Genomic DNA, 14,852 nt, shown 5'->3' with positions numbered 1-14,852 from the left:
ACGAAAGACCGACCCTAAAAGAGTTCATTAAAAATCATACCGATGGGGCTTTTTTCGCAACCCACATGTCAAGCACAGTGGCGCCGTTTTGCATTTCGTCAAGACACCCCGTCACGACCACATAATAGAAACAATTGGGAGGAACTTATGATATCTAACGGTGCAAAAGTGTGTGCAAGACTCTGGCTGATTGTGCTTTGCGTGGCCGTCACCGCAAGCACATTGACTTGGGTTCACCGGCCCGTCTAAGCTCACGGCAATCTCTCCTTAGGAGGCTAACCTATGAAAGCCATCCGTATTCACCAATTCGGCGAGTCCGAAGACGTACTGCAATATGAAGACGTTGCCACACCAGAGCCAAAGGCCGGCGAGGTCTTAATCAAAGTCGAAGCGGCATCGTTGAACCGCGCCGATATCGGCCTGCGCAGGGGGACTTATCGAATCGCCGCGGAGGCGTTGCCGGTGATACCTGGCCGCGAGTTCGCTGGCACCGTTGCCGCACTGGGTGCGGGGGTCAGTGCGTTTCACGTCGGCGAGCGCGTAGTCGGGTATCCGAGTCTGGGCGGCTACGCCGAGTACGCCGTTGCCAAAACCTCCGAAGTGCGCCCGATTCCCGAGGGTGTGACCGCGGCGCAAGCGGCGGCAACGCCGACGACTTTTCTGACCGCATGGTTTGGCCTCAAGACCGACGGAGCCCTTAAGGCGGGCGAATGGTTACTTGTGCAAGGCGGCAGCAGTGGCGTCGGCATCGCAGCAATACAGATCGCCAAACACCTCGGCGCCAAAGTAATTGCTAACTCCGGCAGCGAAGAGAAGTGCCGCCGTCTGCGCAAGCTCGGCGCCGATGTCACTGTCGATGTTTCAGCCAATGATTTCGCCGAAGAAGCGATGCGTGTCACCGATAAGCGCGGCGTCGACGTAGTTCTGGAAATGATCGGCGGCGAGGCCTTTCAAAAAAGCTTGACGGTGCTTGCGCCCGGGGGCCGCTTGTTTTCGATCGGCGGCGCCTTTGGCGCGCTCCCCGACCCTATGCCGGCATTGAGCGAAGGGCGCAAAGCAACCCGCTTCTCCATAACCAACCACCTCAAGGCCAAGCCCGAAGATTTCACCCAACTTGACACGATCTTACAACTGGTCGCCGAAAAAAACTTCGACGTCGGCATCGGCAAGACTTTTCCCCTAGCAGAGACCCGCGCCGCGCAAAAATATCTGCACGGTCGCGATCACTTCGGCAAGGTGATGCTGAGCATGTAGCTGCAGGTGCTTCAGCCTCAGCTGCAGCCCACAATGTAGGACGTTTACTGCGCACAGTGTTGGCAAGTCCCTGCATCGCCATGGCCGACAAATTACGTCATGACAGGAGAAATCTGGCGATAAGCGCCCTGGCATTGTAGTTGCTGGTTTCGCCAACAGCTTGTATCACTGAAGGCTCATCTGCTGCACGCTCGCCACATCGAATTCAGTCGGTAGCAAGTCACAGGAGCTGTCGCTCGACGCAATCTTGCCGCCGCCAAACTTAAATTGACATTTCGGCTGAGATTGCGCATAAGCTTGATACCCGTTCGGTTCTCCGCGCCCACTCCGAACACCTTCGCGCGGTATTCGCATCGTCTTGAGGAGGTCGTATGAAACCAAGGCTTTGTAAATCTGGCAGCGCTCGCCTCTGCGGGTTAATCATCCTCTTACTAGGAAGTTTATCCAACGCCAGCGCTAGCTTGGCGGCGCTAGCGGCCCAGTACGTGGGCGTGGGCGCCGACGTCGTCAGCGAAGTTGCGCTCACTCCCGATCAAAGACCCGACTTCAACATAAAAGTAACCGGCCTACGTTCGGTGCCCACCGCTATTCAGATACTCTCTGATACCGGTGGCATCTGGAAAGTCCCCTACAACGGGACCAACTGGGTGATCGGCTTAACGAACTATAACAACGGCGCCGGCGATCTCTATTTTTCGCAATACATCAGCAACAAATTTTCGCTTCAAGTCACCTATGCGGATGGCAGCACCGACCAAACCGATGTGACCAATCCGCCGCCTCCCTCCTCCTCGCTCAAAGCTGCGTTTCTTGGAGTGGGCCCCGACGTTGTCAGCGAGCGCGCGTTGACTCCCGATAGCCGCGCCGATTTCAATATCCAGGTAAGCGGTTTGCGTTCGGTCCCCGTCGCGATGCGAATTCTCTCCGACACCAATGGCGTCTGGCAAACGCCTTTTAACGGTTTTAACTGGGTCATCGCTTTGAATAATTACAACGGCGGCAACGGCAATCTGCATTTCTCACAATTCGCCAGCAACACCTTCAAGCTGCAAGTCAACTACGCCGACGGCACAAGCGATCAGACCGACGTGACCAGCCCCACGACCAATAACGCGGCCGACGTGCAGCGCTTCCTCGAACAGGCCACATTCGGTGCCACACCGGCGCTCACCGCCGCCGTTCAGGCCAGCGGCATCGAGGCCTACATCAACCAACAGCTCAACGCGCCCATGCGGGATTATCCAAATCTAGCTTTCTGGCCGACCACCCGGCCGGCGACCTGCATCGACGATTGTCAGCGTGACAACTACACCTACTATCAAGTGCAAAAACATTTCTTCACCAACGCGCTGACGGGACAAGATCAGCTGCGCCAGCGGGTTGCCTTCGGCCTCAGCCAAATTCTGGTCACTTCACAAGTCGACGTCCCCTACCCCGCCTGGATGCGCAGCTACCAGCAGCTGCTTTACCGAAACGCTTTCGGCAACTTCCGGCAACTTCTCTACGACGTGACACTGCACCCGACCATGGGGCGCTTTCTCGACATGCTAAACAGTCAATGTCAGCGCACCAGCCAAACCGATGTCAACGTTTGCCGCAGCGGCGGGTCGTCGCTACCCAATGAAAACTATCCCCGCGAAATCCTCCAGCTGTTTTCCATCGGCACCTTCGAGCTCAATGACGATGGCACCCGCAAGCTTAACAACGGCAATCCGATTCCCACCTACGATCAGAAAGTCATCGAAGAGCTCTCCCGCGTCTTCACCGGTTGGATCTTGGCGCCGGCGCTGCCATCGGCCGATCCCAACGCGGCGGCCGGCGCGACGGTGCCCAACTATCGTGATCCCATGGTGCAGCGCCTCGACTCGCAAAACCGCGAGGCTTACCATGACCGCGGCTCAAAAGTGCTGCTACGCGGCTTGACCCTCGCCGCCGGGCGCACCTCCAGCCAAGACTTAAACGACGCCATCGACAACATCGCCTATCACCCCAACGTGGCGCCGTACATGAGCAAGCTGTTGATCCAGCAGTTGGTGATGAGCAATCCGAGCCCCTCCTATGTTGCCCGCATCGTGGCGGCTGGCGCGCCAATCAAACTTCGCCGACCCAGCTGTTTCAGGTGATCAAAGCGATCCTGCTCGATCAGGAGGCGCGCGGCGGCAATCGCGATGCGGCGAGCACACCGAACTACGGCAAACTGCGCGAGCCGATTCTGTTTGAAACCGCGATACTGCGCGCGCTCAACGCGACCAGCGACGGTGTCTTGAACAACATCGGCGGCGGCATCGGCACCGCGGATATGGGCGAAGATCTGTTCAACCCCGCGTCGGTGTTCAACTACTTTCCACCCACCGCGCGAGTTCCTGGCGAAAATGCCGTGGGCCCCGAGTTTGCCATCTTCTCTTCGCTCACGTCGTTGCGGCGGGCCAATTTTGTCAATCAACTGGTGTACTCGACCATTGCCCCGGCGCCGCCCAACCGGCCGGTTGGCACATCCATCGATCTGACGGGATTCAATTCGCTGGCGGCCAACCCCGACCAGCTGCTCGACGCGCTCAACAACCTGCTGCTGCATGGCTCCATGTCGAGCGAAATGCGCAACAACATCCGCACCGCGGTGGCGGCGCTACCGGCGACCAACGCCATTGGCCGCGTGCGCACGGCGGTCTACTTGATACTGACGTCGTCGCAATACCAGGTGCAACGCTAACCCTGAGGAGGAACTTCGCCATGGCACTATCAAGAAGAGATTTTCTCTGTCGGCTCGGCACCTTCGGCGCGGCGACTCTGGCAATGGAGCGCTTTGGCATCATGAATGCCTTCGCGCAAGCCACCGATTACAAAGCGCTGGTTTGTATTTTCCTCTTCGGCGGCAACGATTCCGGCAACATGGTCATTCCCTATACCGACTATGGGAGCTACTCCAGCGCGCGGCTGGCCTCTGGCATCGCCATTCCACAGGACCAACTGCTACAGATTTCGCCACCCAGGCTGCCGGGCAGCGTCTTCGGCTTGCACCCGAGCCTGACCGGCTTGCAGCAGCTCTGGAACAACAAACAACTCGCGGTGGTTTCCAACGTCGGTCCGCTGGTGGACGAAACCAACCGCACCAGCTATCGCAACGGTACGGTGCCAGTGCCCGCTAACTTGTTTTCGCACTCCGACCAGCAAAATCAGTGGCAAACCTCGGTGGCCAACGGCCAAGCTTCGTCCGGTTGGGGCGGGCGCATCGCCGACAGGACCGGCGATTTAAACATTACGACCTTCCCGCCCATCACTTCGGTCACCGGCACGCCGATTTTCACCAGTGGCAACATCGAACGGCCGTTGGCGATCGCTGCCGCACCGACTGCGCTCAACGCGTCGCTGCAGCTCAATGGCTTTCCCGCCACTCAGGCGGCGCGCGATGCCGATCCGCGCTACGTCGCATTGCAAAACCTGCTGCAAAATGACGTGAATTTTACGTTGATTCGCGGCGCCAGCCGGGTCACTGGCGAAGCGGTGTCGATCGAGAAATCGCTCCGCGCCGCCGGCAACCCAGCCGTGCCACCGTTTCCGTTGGCAACCCGCACATCTTTGGGCAACCAGCTCGAGCAGATCGCCAAATTGATCAGCATCCGCGACGCCCTCGGCATGAAACGGCAAATCTTCTTCGCTTCCCTGGGCGGCTTCGATACTCACACCAACCAGGTTACCGGCGGCGCCCCTGCCACCGGGGCCCACGCCAATCTGCTCGCCCAGCTGAGCGGCGCCATGACCACCTTCTATGACGTGCTGGTAAACCTGGGAGTTGCCAACCAAGTAACGACTTTTACGCTCTCGGACTTCGCCCGGACTTTTGTGCCCAACGGCACCTTGGGCACCGATCACGCCTGGGCATCGCATCAGTTCGTCATGGGCGGTGCGGTGCGCGGTGGCGATTTCTACGGCCTGCCGACCTCCAATGGCACGGTGTTCCCGAGCCTTGCCGCCGGCGCCGGCGACGATACCGACAACGGCACCAGCGCGCGCGGGCGCTTCGTCCCGTCGGTCAGCGTCGAGCAGTTGGGCGCAACCCTGGCAACCTGGTTCGGCGTTAGCAACGCCGACCTCGTCGGCGTGTTTCCTAACTTGAATAACTTCACCGTCAAGAACCTAGGGTTTATGGCCTGAGGCAAACGCAGCGTTTCGCCTGCAGGGCAAGACGCCCCTGCAGGCGAAACCTCACCCTTCTCTCTCCAGCTTATCTGTGATGTTATGCCACACCGCGTCGCAGCGCCATTCGCGCGGCATGCTGCCTGGACTCAGTCTATGGTGGTATTGGATGTAACTGTGCCAAGCCTGTATTGATTTCTCAGGCCGCCCGCAACGCTTCGATAATATCCAAGCGCGCCGCGCGCACCGCCGGCAGGAAACCGCCGATCAACCCCATCGACAGCGCAAAGCCTAGCGCGGTGGCGACGATCGACGGCGACAACGAAAAGGAAAACGCCAACTCGGTGAAAGATCCAAAGTTTAGCGTCGAAATCGAAAAGAACTGCAGCAGCGACGCCAGGCCGACACCCAAAACACCGCCGGTCAACGACATCACGAAAGCCTCGCCCAAAAAGGCGAGCAAAATACTGCGGCAAAAAAAGCCCAAAGCGCGCAGCGTGCCGATCTCGGTGGTTCGGTTGGCCACCGAGCCATACATCGTGATCATCGCGCCGATGGTCGCGCCGGCGCTGAAAATGACCGTGACAAACACGCCGAGGATACGGATAAACGCCGCCATCATCTCCGATTGTTCCTCGAAAAACTTCTTCTCGCGCTTCGGCACGAAATATTGCAGCCGGTTGTCGGCGTCGAAGGATCTCGTCAGCTCGACCAGCTCGTCGGGATTCTTCATGCGAAAAGTAATCGTCGAGAACGACGAGCGCTTGAAGGCATCGGCAACCTGATTCAAGTCGCCCCAGACCTCGGAATCGAAGCCGCTCTTTTCGGCGTCGAAGATGCCGACCACACTCCAAAAGTCGCCGCCGAATTTGATCTTCTCGCCGATCTGCGCCCCGGCAAACCGCTTGGTAATACCGGCGCCGACGATGATCTCGCGCGCACCCCAGCGAAACATCCGCCCTCCGACGAGCTTGACTTGCGGCCGCAGCTCGAACGCCGCCGGCTCGACGCCGCGCACGGTGATGTTGCTAATACCCTCGGCGCCGATCTTCTCCAAGTTAATGATCACCACAACTTCCTTGGAGCTCATCGGCCGGCCGTCGCCGTAGCGCGCCACCTGCGGCATGTTGACGACGATATTGCCTGCCTCGCGGTCGATGATGCTCATGATTTCGCTCATCGCCGCTTTGCGCGCGACGAGCACGTTATCGTCGGAGCCGGTGGATTTCAGCGTCTGCTGGATGCCGTTGGCCATCATCAACACCGCGGTGAAGACAAACACGACCAGCGCGATGCCGAGAATCGTGAAGGCCGCCGTCAGACGGCGCGACGAGGAGCTGCGCAGAATATAGCGAAAGGGAATTTTCATCGGCGGCTAGCCCACGTGGCGCAATCCGTCGACGATCTTGGTCGCCATCACGCGCCGCAGAGGAATCAACGAAGCGACGACGCCCACCAATATCCCCGATGCCGCGGCGAGATAAATAGTCTCGGGTTTGATGAAGAAAATCGGGAACCAGCCTTTGGGCAGCGCCGTCTGAAAGCCTTCCACAGCTGGTAGCGTCACCAACAAACCCAAGGCGCTGCCAAGCAGCGCGAGAATTAGCGATTCGCCGGTGATCAGGAAAAGCAACTTGGCACCGGAAAACCCAAGTGCTTTCAACACCGCGTACTCGTGGGTGCGCTCGCGCGCCGACATGATCATGGTGTTGCCCAACACCAGCAAAATGATGCCGATGATGAAAAACGACATAATATTCAACGCCGTGATGACGGCGCTGGCAGCGGAGAGAAAACTTTGCTGAAAGGCGCGCTCGGTTTCGGTTTTGGTCTCGGCCCGCGAATTCGAGAACAGTTTATCGATTTCCGCCGAGATCGCCGCGGAATTGTCCGGGTTGTCGATGCGCACAATGTACCAGCCGATCTCGCCGACCCGACCGGGCATCTCGGTGCGCATGCGCTCTTCGACGTACTTGTAGTGAAACATCATAGTCGAGGGGTCCGTGCTCTGGTCGCGCGGCTCGTAGACACCGCGCACGACAAACTCCCATTGTCCGGGAAACACATCGCCGTCGATGGTCATGATGTCGCCCAATTTTAAGTTGTACCGTTTCGCGATATCGACGCCGATAATCGTTGCGTTGCGCTCGCGTTTGAAGACGTCTAACTGCTCTTTGGGAACCAGAAACTCGGAGTAGACCTCCATGAACGTGTCGGTGTCGACGGCGAGACGGGCAAAGAACTGATTCTTGTCGATGTAGACGCCGGAGAACCAGACGGCATAGGTGACTTTGTTGACGCCGGGCACCTGCGCAATGCGGTCGCGATAGGCGAGCGGCAAGGGAAAAACAAAGGAAACCGCGTGGCGCGTGATCAAGCGGTTGGCGGCCGAGGCTTCGACACCGGCGTACCAAGCGGTCACCACCGTGCGCAGCAGACCGAACGCCAGGACCGCGATGGCGATACCGACAATGGTCAGAAGGCTGCGCAGCTTGTGGCGCAGCACGTTGCGCAAAAGTAAGCGAACAAGTTCCATTTGGATGACTCACCACGAAGCGCACGAAGTGCGGAGAAAACTTTTTGATTCTCTTCTCTGACCTTCGTGATCTTCGTGTCCTTCGTGTCCCAGTTTTGCGCCTTTTGCGGTTAAATTCCTCATCCGATTCGGTTGCGGCTGTGCCGCGCTGGGCCCTCTGTGGTTAAATCTTTTGCTATGCCGCGTATTCGTGATGAACGATTGTTATGCCAGCTCGCCCTTTTCCAGATGCCTGGTCGACCTGGCGCGTTCAGCCGCGCGCGGGTCGTGGGTCACCATGAGAATGGTTTTTTTCAGCTCCCGGTTGAGCCGGTCCATTAGATTGAGCACCTCTTCAGCGGAGTTCTTGTCGAGGTCGCCCGTCGGTTCGTCGGCGACCAGTATCGCCGGGTCGGTGGCAATCGCGCGGGCGATCGCGACGCGCTGCTCCTGGCCGCCGGAGAGCTGGCGCGGGTAGTGATGCATGCGCTCGGCCAGGCCGACCACGCTCAATGCCAACTCGGCGTGGGCTCTTCGCTGCGCTTTCGAGAGCGGCGTCAGGATCAGCGGCAGCTCGACGTTCTCAACGGCCGTCAGCACCGGAATCAGATTGTAAAACTGAAAAATAAACCCGACGTTTTGCGAGCGCCAGACGGCAAGTTCGGTTTCATCCAACTCGCTGATATCGGTGCCGGCGATCAAAATACGCCCGTCGGTGGGTTTGTCGATGCCGGCGATCAAATTGAGCAGCGTCGTCTTGCCCGAGCCCGAGGGTCCCATGAAGGCGAGAAACTCCCCTTCGGCGATGTCGAAGGTGATATCGTTCAGCACCGGAATCTCCAGACTGTCGCGCCGATAGACCTTGGAGACATGCTGAACTTGAATCAGAGGCTCGTCCATCGCAGCGAAACTTACTTGCCGGCGAGGGTGACTTTGCTTTGATGGGCTAACTTATCGTCGACTTTTCCGATCACTTTGTCGCCCTCTTTTAAGCCCTGCTGAATCTCGACGTTGGCACCGAGCCGTTGGCCGAGGCTCACCGGCACCTCGACGGCACGGTCATCTTTGAGCTGAAACACCACATCGCGGCCATTGCGCTTTGCCACGGCCGCTGCCGGCACCGTCAAGAGCGGCTTGGCATCGGCCTCACTCGCCGTACCGGCTTTTAAGAAGCTGATCTTTGCGCTCATCTCGGGCAGCACCTTTTGGTCGTAGTCTTTGAAGCGAATCTTCACCAGCACAGTCGCCTTGGCACGATCGGCCGTGGGCACAATCTTGGTGACATAGCCGGGATAGCGCTGCTGCGGATAGGCATCGAGGGTGATCTCGCAGTTCTGCTCCGGGCTCACCTTAGTAATATTGGCCTCGGAGACGTCGGCGTCGACTTCCAACGATGACATATCGGCGATGGTGACCACCGCCGCTTTTGAACTGGCCGCCCCTGCCAACGGCGCGACGATTTCGCCGACGTCGGCGTTCTTCTTCAGGACCGTACCGTCGAAGGGGGCGACGATCAGGGTGTTCTCGACCGCGACATCCGCTTCTTTGACGCCAAAACGGGCACTCTCGATGGTGGCGATCACACGCCGGTAGCGCATATCGGCGCCGTCGTACTCCGATTGCGCGATCACCCCTTGCTTGAGCAGCACGCGATTGCGTTCGAGAGTTTGCTTGGCATCGTGTAATTCGGCTTCCGCGACGCGCAAATTCTCCTGGGCCCGGGCGCGCGCCGCGGCCACGTCGGCATCTTCGAGGCGCGCAATCACCTGCCCTTTCTTGACCTTGTCGCCTTCGTCAACACCGAGAAAAACCAAACGCCCAGTGCCCTTGGAGGCGACCGCAGCCTTGCGCCGCGCCACCACATAACCACTGGCGGTCAGCACGGCATTGGCTTGCGATGGCGAGTTGAGCGCTGCGCTGACCAGTTGGACTTCCAATGGCGGATTCAAGAAACCGCGAAGAAAGTGCGCCGCAACCGCCACGGCCACCAGCGTAAGCCCCCATGTAACAATGCGCCGAACCCAGCGCTGCCGCGGTCGCGCGCTACCTGTCACTGTATTCTTTCGATCGATGCGCAGGGAAGAAAGATCGGCGTCTTTGGTGGCCATGATTATTTTATCAGTAAACTGGGAAAGGCATGCTTTTTCAAGACGAATGCGCCATGATATTTTCACCATTCATGGGCAAGACAACGACCTGGAACCCCGATAGCTACGCCAAGAACGCACGCTTTGTTTCCGACCTGGGCGAGCCGGTGCTGCAACTGTTGGCACCGCAACCAGGCGAGCGGATTCTCGACTTGGGCTGCGGCGATGGCGCACTAACGGAAAAAATTGCCGCGGCGGGGGCTCGCGTGATCGGCACAGACAGCAGTGTCGCCCAACTGCGCTCAGCGCGAGCGCGCGGCCTCGACGTATTGGCCATGGATGGACAAGCACTCAGTCTCAAAAATCGTTTCGACGCGGTGTTCACCAATGCCGCGCTGCATTGGATGAGGCGCAGCCAGGAAGTAGTTAGCGGAGTGGCAGCTTGTCTAAAATCTGGCGGTCGCTTCGTCGGTGAGTTTGGCGGTCACGGCAACGTGGAAAAAATTCGCGGCGCGCTGCACGCCGGTTTACGCCAACGCAGCATCGACCCATGGGCCGTCGACCCGTGGTTTTATCCCGCGCCGCAGGAGTACACGGCCTTGTTAAACCGCCATGGTTTCGCCGTGGACTATATCGAGCTGATCCCGCGCCCAACCAAACTACCCGGAGATATTCTCGGCTGGTTGGAGGTCTTTGCCCAGCCGTTTACAAAGTCGGTCGCGGCATCGCAGCGGCAAAGCTATTTAGCAGAGGTGAAAAATGCTCTCGAAGTAGAGCTATGCGACGCGCAAGGCATCTGGACCGCCGACTACGTGCGTTTGCGCTTCAAAGCAACGGCAAGAAATTAAAAGCTAAACATTAGAAAACCCTCCAAAACCGCTCGATCGCATCCGATTGTTTAGCTTTGAATTTTTGCATTTATTCTCTAAATCCCCCATAAACCACCATTGTCGTAAACTTCCAAAAGCAGTCCACGTCGACGAACCCGGCATCTCTGAGCCATTGCAGCTCTTCTTCAAGGATGCCGTTGTTGTGGGGACCGTGGTAGCTGCTGGGCGTGGCGGCTTTAGCTTCGGCGAGGTTGGTCTTGCCGCCGCTCATGCGCTGAACATATCGATCCAAATACTCATCTCGCGCGCGGCGGTAGCGGTCGGAGAGCGATTTCGTGTTACCCTTGACGTTGTCGGCGTTGATGAAACAACCACCTTTGTTTACGAGTGGATAAAGTTCTTTAAAGATATAACGGCGCCGCTGATTTTCCGTGAAGTGATGCAATGCCCGCGAAGAAATCACCACGTCGAAGGTGCCGGTGATAGGCCTGAGCCAATCGGAGGTTTCAAGCGATCCTTGAACAAAGCTCATGCGCTGCTTGAGGTCAGGATTTTTGTCCGGTCCGAGCTTCAACATCGCTTCCGAGGCGTCGACACACACCGCCTTGGCATTGGGCCGTTCACGCAACACCGCCGCGGCCAGCGCACCATAGCCGGCGCCAACATCGAGCACACGAACCGGTGCTTTGAGAGGCTGCGGAATCATGCGCAGCACCATCGCCGTCTGCGGGTCGCGAATCGGCGCCTGCCAACTGCCTTTGCTTGCCCAGTTTTCAATAAAACCTTGGTCACCCCAAGTCTGCTGCCAGGAATCGTTCATCTGGAAATCTCCTACGTTAATGCAATTGTTTGTTGCTACCCTGCCCTAGGTTAGCTGTCAAACTCAGGCTAAATCGACTTGAAACAATTCGCCCTTTGCTGCTACGGCTAAGGCAGACAGATTGGAGGCAATCATGCAGTTTTGCAGAATGTACACGGGTGCCGATGGCAAATCCCACTTCGAAGATCTCGATCAAAGCCTGGCTTCGGAATTCTTCTTAAAAGCGATCAACGCGAAAGCGCTGATGTTCAAGAACGACGACAACCGCGACATCTTGGGCTGGCACAACGCACCGCGGCGCCAATGGTGCATTACGCTCTCTGGCTCCTGTGAGATTGGCATCGGCGACGGCACCAAGATAGTTTTTGGACCCGGCGATGTGTTTCTCGCCGAAGACGTCACCGGTCAAGGCCACACGGCGCTGCCGAAGAACTGGGTGCGGGCATTTGTTCATCTTTAACTCAACTGTTGCTTGGCCCGAGTCGCTTTGTTACCAATAGGCAAGAAAAAGAGCATTGGGGGTTGCTATGGGAAAGCACATTCCTGTCTTTGAGAAATTCATTGCGGACTTGCGCGCGGCGTGGAAGGAACTACCAGATACTGAAGCGCGTATGAAAAAAGGCCGGCAACTGCTCGAAGAACTGGTCCAAGACCCGTCGCTCCGCCAGGCGTCCAAGTCATGGCCGTCTACGGAAGGACGGAAGAATCTGCTCTTTCACGAAGACCAAGAATGCGGCTTCGCGATTAACGGCGTCGTCCGCGTGCCCGGCCGCAAGGGCGGCATCCACGATCACGCCCACGCCTGGACAGCCTACGGCGTGCTCGACGGCACCGAGAGCCTGGAGCGCTATCGGCGCGTCGACGACCGCAGCAAAGAAGGCTACGCCAAACTTGAATTGGAAAGCGTCACGGAAGGCAACGCCGGCAAAGTCGACCTGGTGCCGCCTTTCGACATCCACGCCGAGCAAGGCGGGCCCGCGCGTTCTGTTGCAGTCATCCTGCGCTCCGAACGGGTCGCCGGCAAAGTTCTCCAGGGCAGCTACAGCATGGAAGGCAATCTCTACAAGCAGATCGAAGGGCCGACCAATATTCCTTACGAAATTAAGTAGAACTTTCGGAGGTATTTATGTCGACGGCGAAAAGACTCCCGGCATTCGAAAAATTCATTCAAGAATTGCGCGCAGCTTGGCAAGAACTACCGGATACCGAAGCGCGCATGAAAAAAGGCCGCGAGTTGCTCCAGGAGCTGGTCAACGATCCGTCGATGCGCGCGACCTGCAAGACGTGGCCCGACACCGACGGCGGCCGGCGTAATCTGCTTTTCTACGAAGACCCTGACTACGGCTTCGTCGTCAACGGCGTCGTGCATGGCGCCAACCGCAAAGGCAGCATTCACGATCATGCCCATGCGTGGACTGCTTATGGCTTGCTTGAAGGCACGGAGACTTTGGAGCGCTATCGCCGCGTCGACGATCACAGTAAAGAGGGCTACGCCAAGCTGGAGCTGGAGAGCACTACTTTGGGAACGCCGGGAAAATGCGACCTGGTGCCGCCCTTCGACATTCATGCCGAACATGGCGGGCCGGGAAAATCCTACGGCTTGATTCTGCGCTCTGAGCGTGTCGCCGGCAAAGTACCCCAGGGCAACTACGATATGGCGACGAACACACACCGCCGCATCGAAGGGCCGACCAACGTCCCGTACGAAATCACCGCCTAAGCTGCAAAATTTTCACTCACCACGAAGATGCACGAAGTCGGATCTCAAGAAATGCTCCACAGCTTCTTGTCCTTCGTGATCTTCGTGGCGATTCAAGGATTCGATGGCAAGCTTCGATCTTGTTATTAAAAACGGCGCCGTCTGGACGCCCGGTGGCATCGTCACAACCGATCTGGCCATTCATCGCGGCAAGATTGCCGCGCTGGGTAGCGCCGACGTTTTTGCCGAAGCGAAGGAAACCATCGACGCATCCGGCAAAGCGATCGTTCCCGGCCTCATCGATACCCACACGCACCACCGCGATCCCGGCTATACCCACAAGGAAGACTTGTTCACGGCCACCCAGGCTGCCGCGGCCGGCGGCGTGACACTCTCGGTCGGCATGCCCAACGTCAATCCGCCGACGACTACGTTGGCCCGTTACAACAGCATCGTGAAAAACGGCGTTAAGAAAGCGGTCGTGCACTTCAATCACAACCCGGCGCCGACCCATCTGAAAGAGGTCCCCAAACTCGCCAAGTCCGGTGCCTTGGCATTCAAGCTGTTCATGATTCGCGACACCCGGCGCAGCTATCCCCACATGCCCGGCATTGGCGTCAGCCACCAGGGCGATCTCCTGCGCATCTTCGAAGCCGTCGCCGAGACCAACCTGCCGCTGATGGTCCATCCGCACAGCCAGGAAATCATGGACGTGGTCGAGCAAGGCTATTGGAAGCGCGGCCTGCGCGGCCCGACCGCCTACGCCGACGCCTATCGAGCGCACAAAGGCATCGTCTGGGATAGCGCGATCGCCACGCTGCTGCGCATGCAAGAAGCGACCGGCGCCAAACTGCACGTGCTTCACGTCAACACGCTGGGCGCGGTCGAACTGATTCGCCGCGCCAAAGACAAGGGCCAAGACGTCACCGCCGAGGTCAACCCTTGGGCGCTTTTTCTCGGCCACAAGCGCGAGAACCTGACCAAGCTCGGCCCCTACGCCCTCGGCATCTGGCTCCCCGAAGCAGACAGTCTCGCCATGTGGGACGCCATCCGCGACGGCACCATCGACGTCTGCGGCACCGACCATGCGCCGCATACTTCGGCAGAAAAAGAGATCGGCTGGAAAGACATGTGGGAAGCCCCCGGCGGCGCGCCGGTGATACAAGAATACTTGAGTCTATTTCTGAGCGAGGTAAACCGCGGCCGCATCAGCCTCGATCGACTCGTGCGCTTGACGTCGCACAATCCGGCGCAAAGATTCGCCCTGGCCCCGCGCAAGGGCACCATCCAAGTCGGCGCCGACGCCGATCTGGCGATCATCGACTTGAAACAAGAAAAAACCATTCTCACGGAGGAAATGTATTCCAAATGCGGCTGGACACCCTACGCCGGCCAAAAGGTCATCGGCGTCCCGACGATGACACTCGTCAAAGGCAAAGTCGTCATGCGCGACGGCAAAGTCACCGGTAAAGCCGGCGACGGCGAATGGGCCAAGCCGAACAAATAGGCGGCT

14 protein-coding genes are annotated in these 14,852 nt (G+C 58.4%); 9 read left to right on the top strand and 5 right to left on the bottom strand.

Annotated elements, in window-relative coordinates; genetic code table 11:
* Nucleotides 1-282 precede the first annotated feature (282 nt).
* The 4 genes from FJ145_06385 (at nt 283) to FJ145_06370 (ending at nt 5,406) form a co-directional block, all read left to right on the top strand.
* Complete coding sequence (locus FJ145_06385; GenBank protein ID MBM4261057.1) at nt 283-1,254, top strand: zinc-binding dehydrogenase; 972 nt, start codon at nt 283-285, stop codon at nt 1,252-1,254.
* A gap of 371 nt (nt 1,255-1,625) precedes the next feature.
* A complete protein-coding gene (locus tag FJ145_06380; protein ID MBM4261056.1) occupies nt 1,626-3,377 on the top strand; it encodes a DUF1800 domain-containing protein in 1,752 nt (583 codons plus the stop codon).
* Nucleotides 3,365-3,964, top strand: coding sequence for a DUF1800 domain-containing protein (locus FJ145_06375; protein ID MBM4261055.1), 600 nt, complete (start codon nt 3,365-3,367; stop codon nt 3,962-3,964). The genes FJ145_06380 and FJ145_06375 overlap by 13 nt, the downstream gene beginning before the upstream one ends.
* A gap of 20 nt (nt 3,965-3,984) precedes the next feature.
* Nucleotides 3,985-5,406, top strand: coding sequence for a DUF1501 domain-containing protein (locus tag FJ145_06370; protein MBM4261054.1), 1,422 nt, complete (start codon nt 3,985-3,987; stop codon nt 5,404-5,406).
* 181 nt (nt 5,407-5,587) lie between these two features.
* Here the strand turns inward: FJ145_06370 and FJ145_06365 are convergent, their stop codons facing one another.
* The 4 genes from FJ145_06365 to FJ145_06350 all read right to left on the bottom strand — a co-directional run bounded on the left by FJ145_06365 (nt 5,588) and on the right by FJ145_06350 (nt 10,011).
* Complete coding sequence (locus FJ145_06365) at nt 5,588-6,757, bottom strand: ABC transporter permease (protein MBM4261053.1); 1,170 nt, start codon at nt 6,755-6,757, stop codon at nt 5,588-5,590.
* 6 nt (nt 6,758-6,763) lie between these two features.
* Nucleotides 6,764-7,924, bottom strand: a complete 1,161-nt coding sequence (locus tag FJ145_06360; protein ID MBM4261052.1) for an FtsX-like permease family protein — start codon at nt 7,922-7,924, stop codon at nt 6,764-6,766.
* 204 nt (nt 7,925-8,128) lie between these two features.
* Nucleotides 8,129-8,803, bottom strand: coding sequence for an ABC transporter ATP-binding protein (locus tag FJ145_06355; GenBank protein MBM4261051.1), 675 nt, complete (start codon nt 8,801-8,803; stop codon nt 8,129-8,131).
* Nucleotides 8,804-8,814: 11 nt separating this feature from the next.
* Entirely contained in the window at nt 8,815-10,011 is a 1,197-nt protein-coding gene (locus FJ145_06350; GenBank protein ID MBM4261050.1) for an efflux RND transporter periplasmic adaptor subunit, read from the bottom strand.
* Nucleotides 10,012-10,082: 71 nt separating this feature from the next.
* Between FJ145_06350 and FJ145_06345 the strand changes: the two genes are divergently transcribed.
* The gene (locus tag FJ145_06345) at nt 10,083-10,838 is read left to right on the top strand and encodes a class I SAM-dependent methyltransferase (GenBank protein ID MBM4261049.1); all 756 of its coding nucleotides are present in this window, start codon (nt 10,083-10,085) and stop codon (nt 10,836-10,838) included.
* 70 nt (nt 10,839-10,908) lie between these two features.
* Here the strand turns inward: FJ145_06345 and FJ145_06340 are convergent, their stop codons facing one another.
* Nucleotides 10,909-11,640 carry a class I SAM-dependent methyltransferase gene (locus FJ145_06340; protein MBM4261048.1) on the bottom strand — a complete coding sequence of 244 codons (732 nt, stop codon included), beginning with the start codon at nt 11,638-11,640 and terminating at the stop codon, nt 10,909-10,911.
* 133 nt (nt 11,641-11,773) lie between these two features.
* Here FJ145_06340 and FJ145_06335 point away from each other — a divergent pair, with 133 nt between their 5' ends.
* The 4 genes from FJ145_06335 (at nt 11,774) to FJ145_06320 (ending at nt 14,846) form a co-directional block, all read left to right on the top strand.
* A complete protein-coding gene (locus tag FJ145_06335) occupies nt 11,774-12,100 on the top strand; it encodes a hypothetical protein (GenBank protein MBM4261047.1) in 327 nt (108 codons plus the stop codon).
* Between the two features lie 67 nt (nt 12,101-12,167).
* Complete coding sequence (locus tag FJ145_06330; protein MBM4261046.1) at nt 12,168-12,749, top strand: hypothetical protein; 582 nt, start codon at nt 12,168-12,170, stop codon at nt 12,747-12,749.
* A gap of 17 nt (nt 12,750-12,766) precedes the next feature.
* Nucleotides 12,767-13,360 carry a hypothetical protein gene (locus FJ145_06325; protein MBM4261045.1) on the top strand — a complete coding sequence of 198 codons (594 nt, stop codon included), beginning with the start codon at nt 12,767-12,769 and terminating at the stop codon, nt 13,358-13,360.
* Between the two features lie 103 nt (nt 13,361-13,463).
* Nucleotides 13,464-14,846, top strand: coding sequence for an amidohydrolase family protein (locus FJ145_06320; protein MBM4261044.1), 1,383 nt, complete (start codon nt 13,464-13,466; stop codon nt 14,844-14,846).
* Nucleotides 14,847-14,852 lie beyond the last annotated feature (6 nt).

It is taken from the genome of Deltaproteobacteria bacterium (assembly GCA_016874755.1).
Lineage (GTDB): Bacteria > Desulfobacterota > Binatia > UBA9968 > UBA9968 > DP-20.
This window is presented reverse-complemented; position numbering and strand designations above follow the sequence as displayed.

Coding starts and splice junctions, on each gene's coding strand:
- FJ145_06385 (MBM4261057.1), top strand. CDS start 283: ATGAAAGCCATCCGTATTCACCAATTCGGCGAGTCCGAAGACGTACTG.
- FJ145_06380 (MBM4261056.1), top strand. CDS start 1,626: ATGAAACCAAGGCTTTGTAAATCTGGCAGCGCTCGCCTCTGCGGGTTA.
- FJ145_06370 (MBM4261054.1), top strand. CDS start 3,985: ATGGCACTATCAAGAAGAGATTTTCTCTGTCGGCTCGGCACCTTCGGC.
- FJ145_06365 (MBM4261053.1), bottom strand. CDS start 6,757: ATGAAAATTCCCTTTCGCTATATTCTGCGCAGCTCCTCGTCGCGCCGT.
- FJ145_06360 (MBM4261052.1), bottom strand. CDS start 7,924: ATGGAACTTGTTCGCTTACTTTTGCGCAACGTGCTGCGCCACAAGCTG.
- FJ145_06355 (MBM4261051.1), bottom strand. CDS start 8,803: ATGGACGAGCCTCTGATTCAAGTTCAGCATGTCTCCAAGGTCTATCGG.
- FJ145_06350 (MBM4261050.1), bottom strand. CDS start 10,011: ATGGCCACCAAAGACGCCGATCTTTCTTCCCTGCGCATCGATCGAAAG.
- FJ145_06345 (MBM4261049.1), top strand. CDS start 10,083: ATGGGCAAGACAACGACCTGGAACCCCGATAGCTACGCCAAGAACGCA.
- FJ145_06340 (MBM4261048.1), bottom strand. CDS start 11,640: ATGAACGATTCCTGGCAGCAGACTTGGGGTGACCAAGGTTTTATTGAA.
- FJ145_06335 (MBM4261047.1), top strand. CDS start 11,774: ATGCAGTTTTGCAGAATGTACACGGGTGCCGATGGCAAATCCCACTTC.
- FJ145_06330 (MBM4261046.1), top strand. CDS start 12,168: ATGGGAAAGCACATTCCTGTCTTTGAGAAATTCATTGCGGACTTGCGC.
- FJ145_06325 (MBM4261045.1), top strand. CDS start 12,767: ATGTCGACGGCGAAAAGACTCCCGGCATTCGAAAAATTCATTCAAGAA.
- FJ145_06320 (MBM4261044.1), top strand. CDS start 13,464: ATGGCAAGCTTCGATCTTGTTATTAAAAACGGCGCCGTCTGGACGCCC.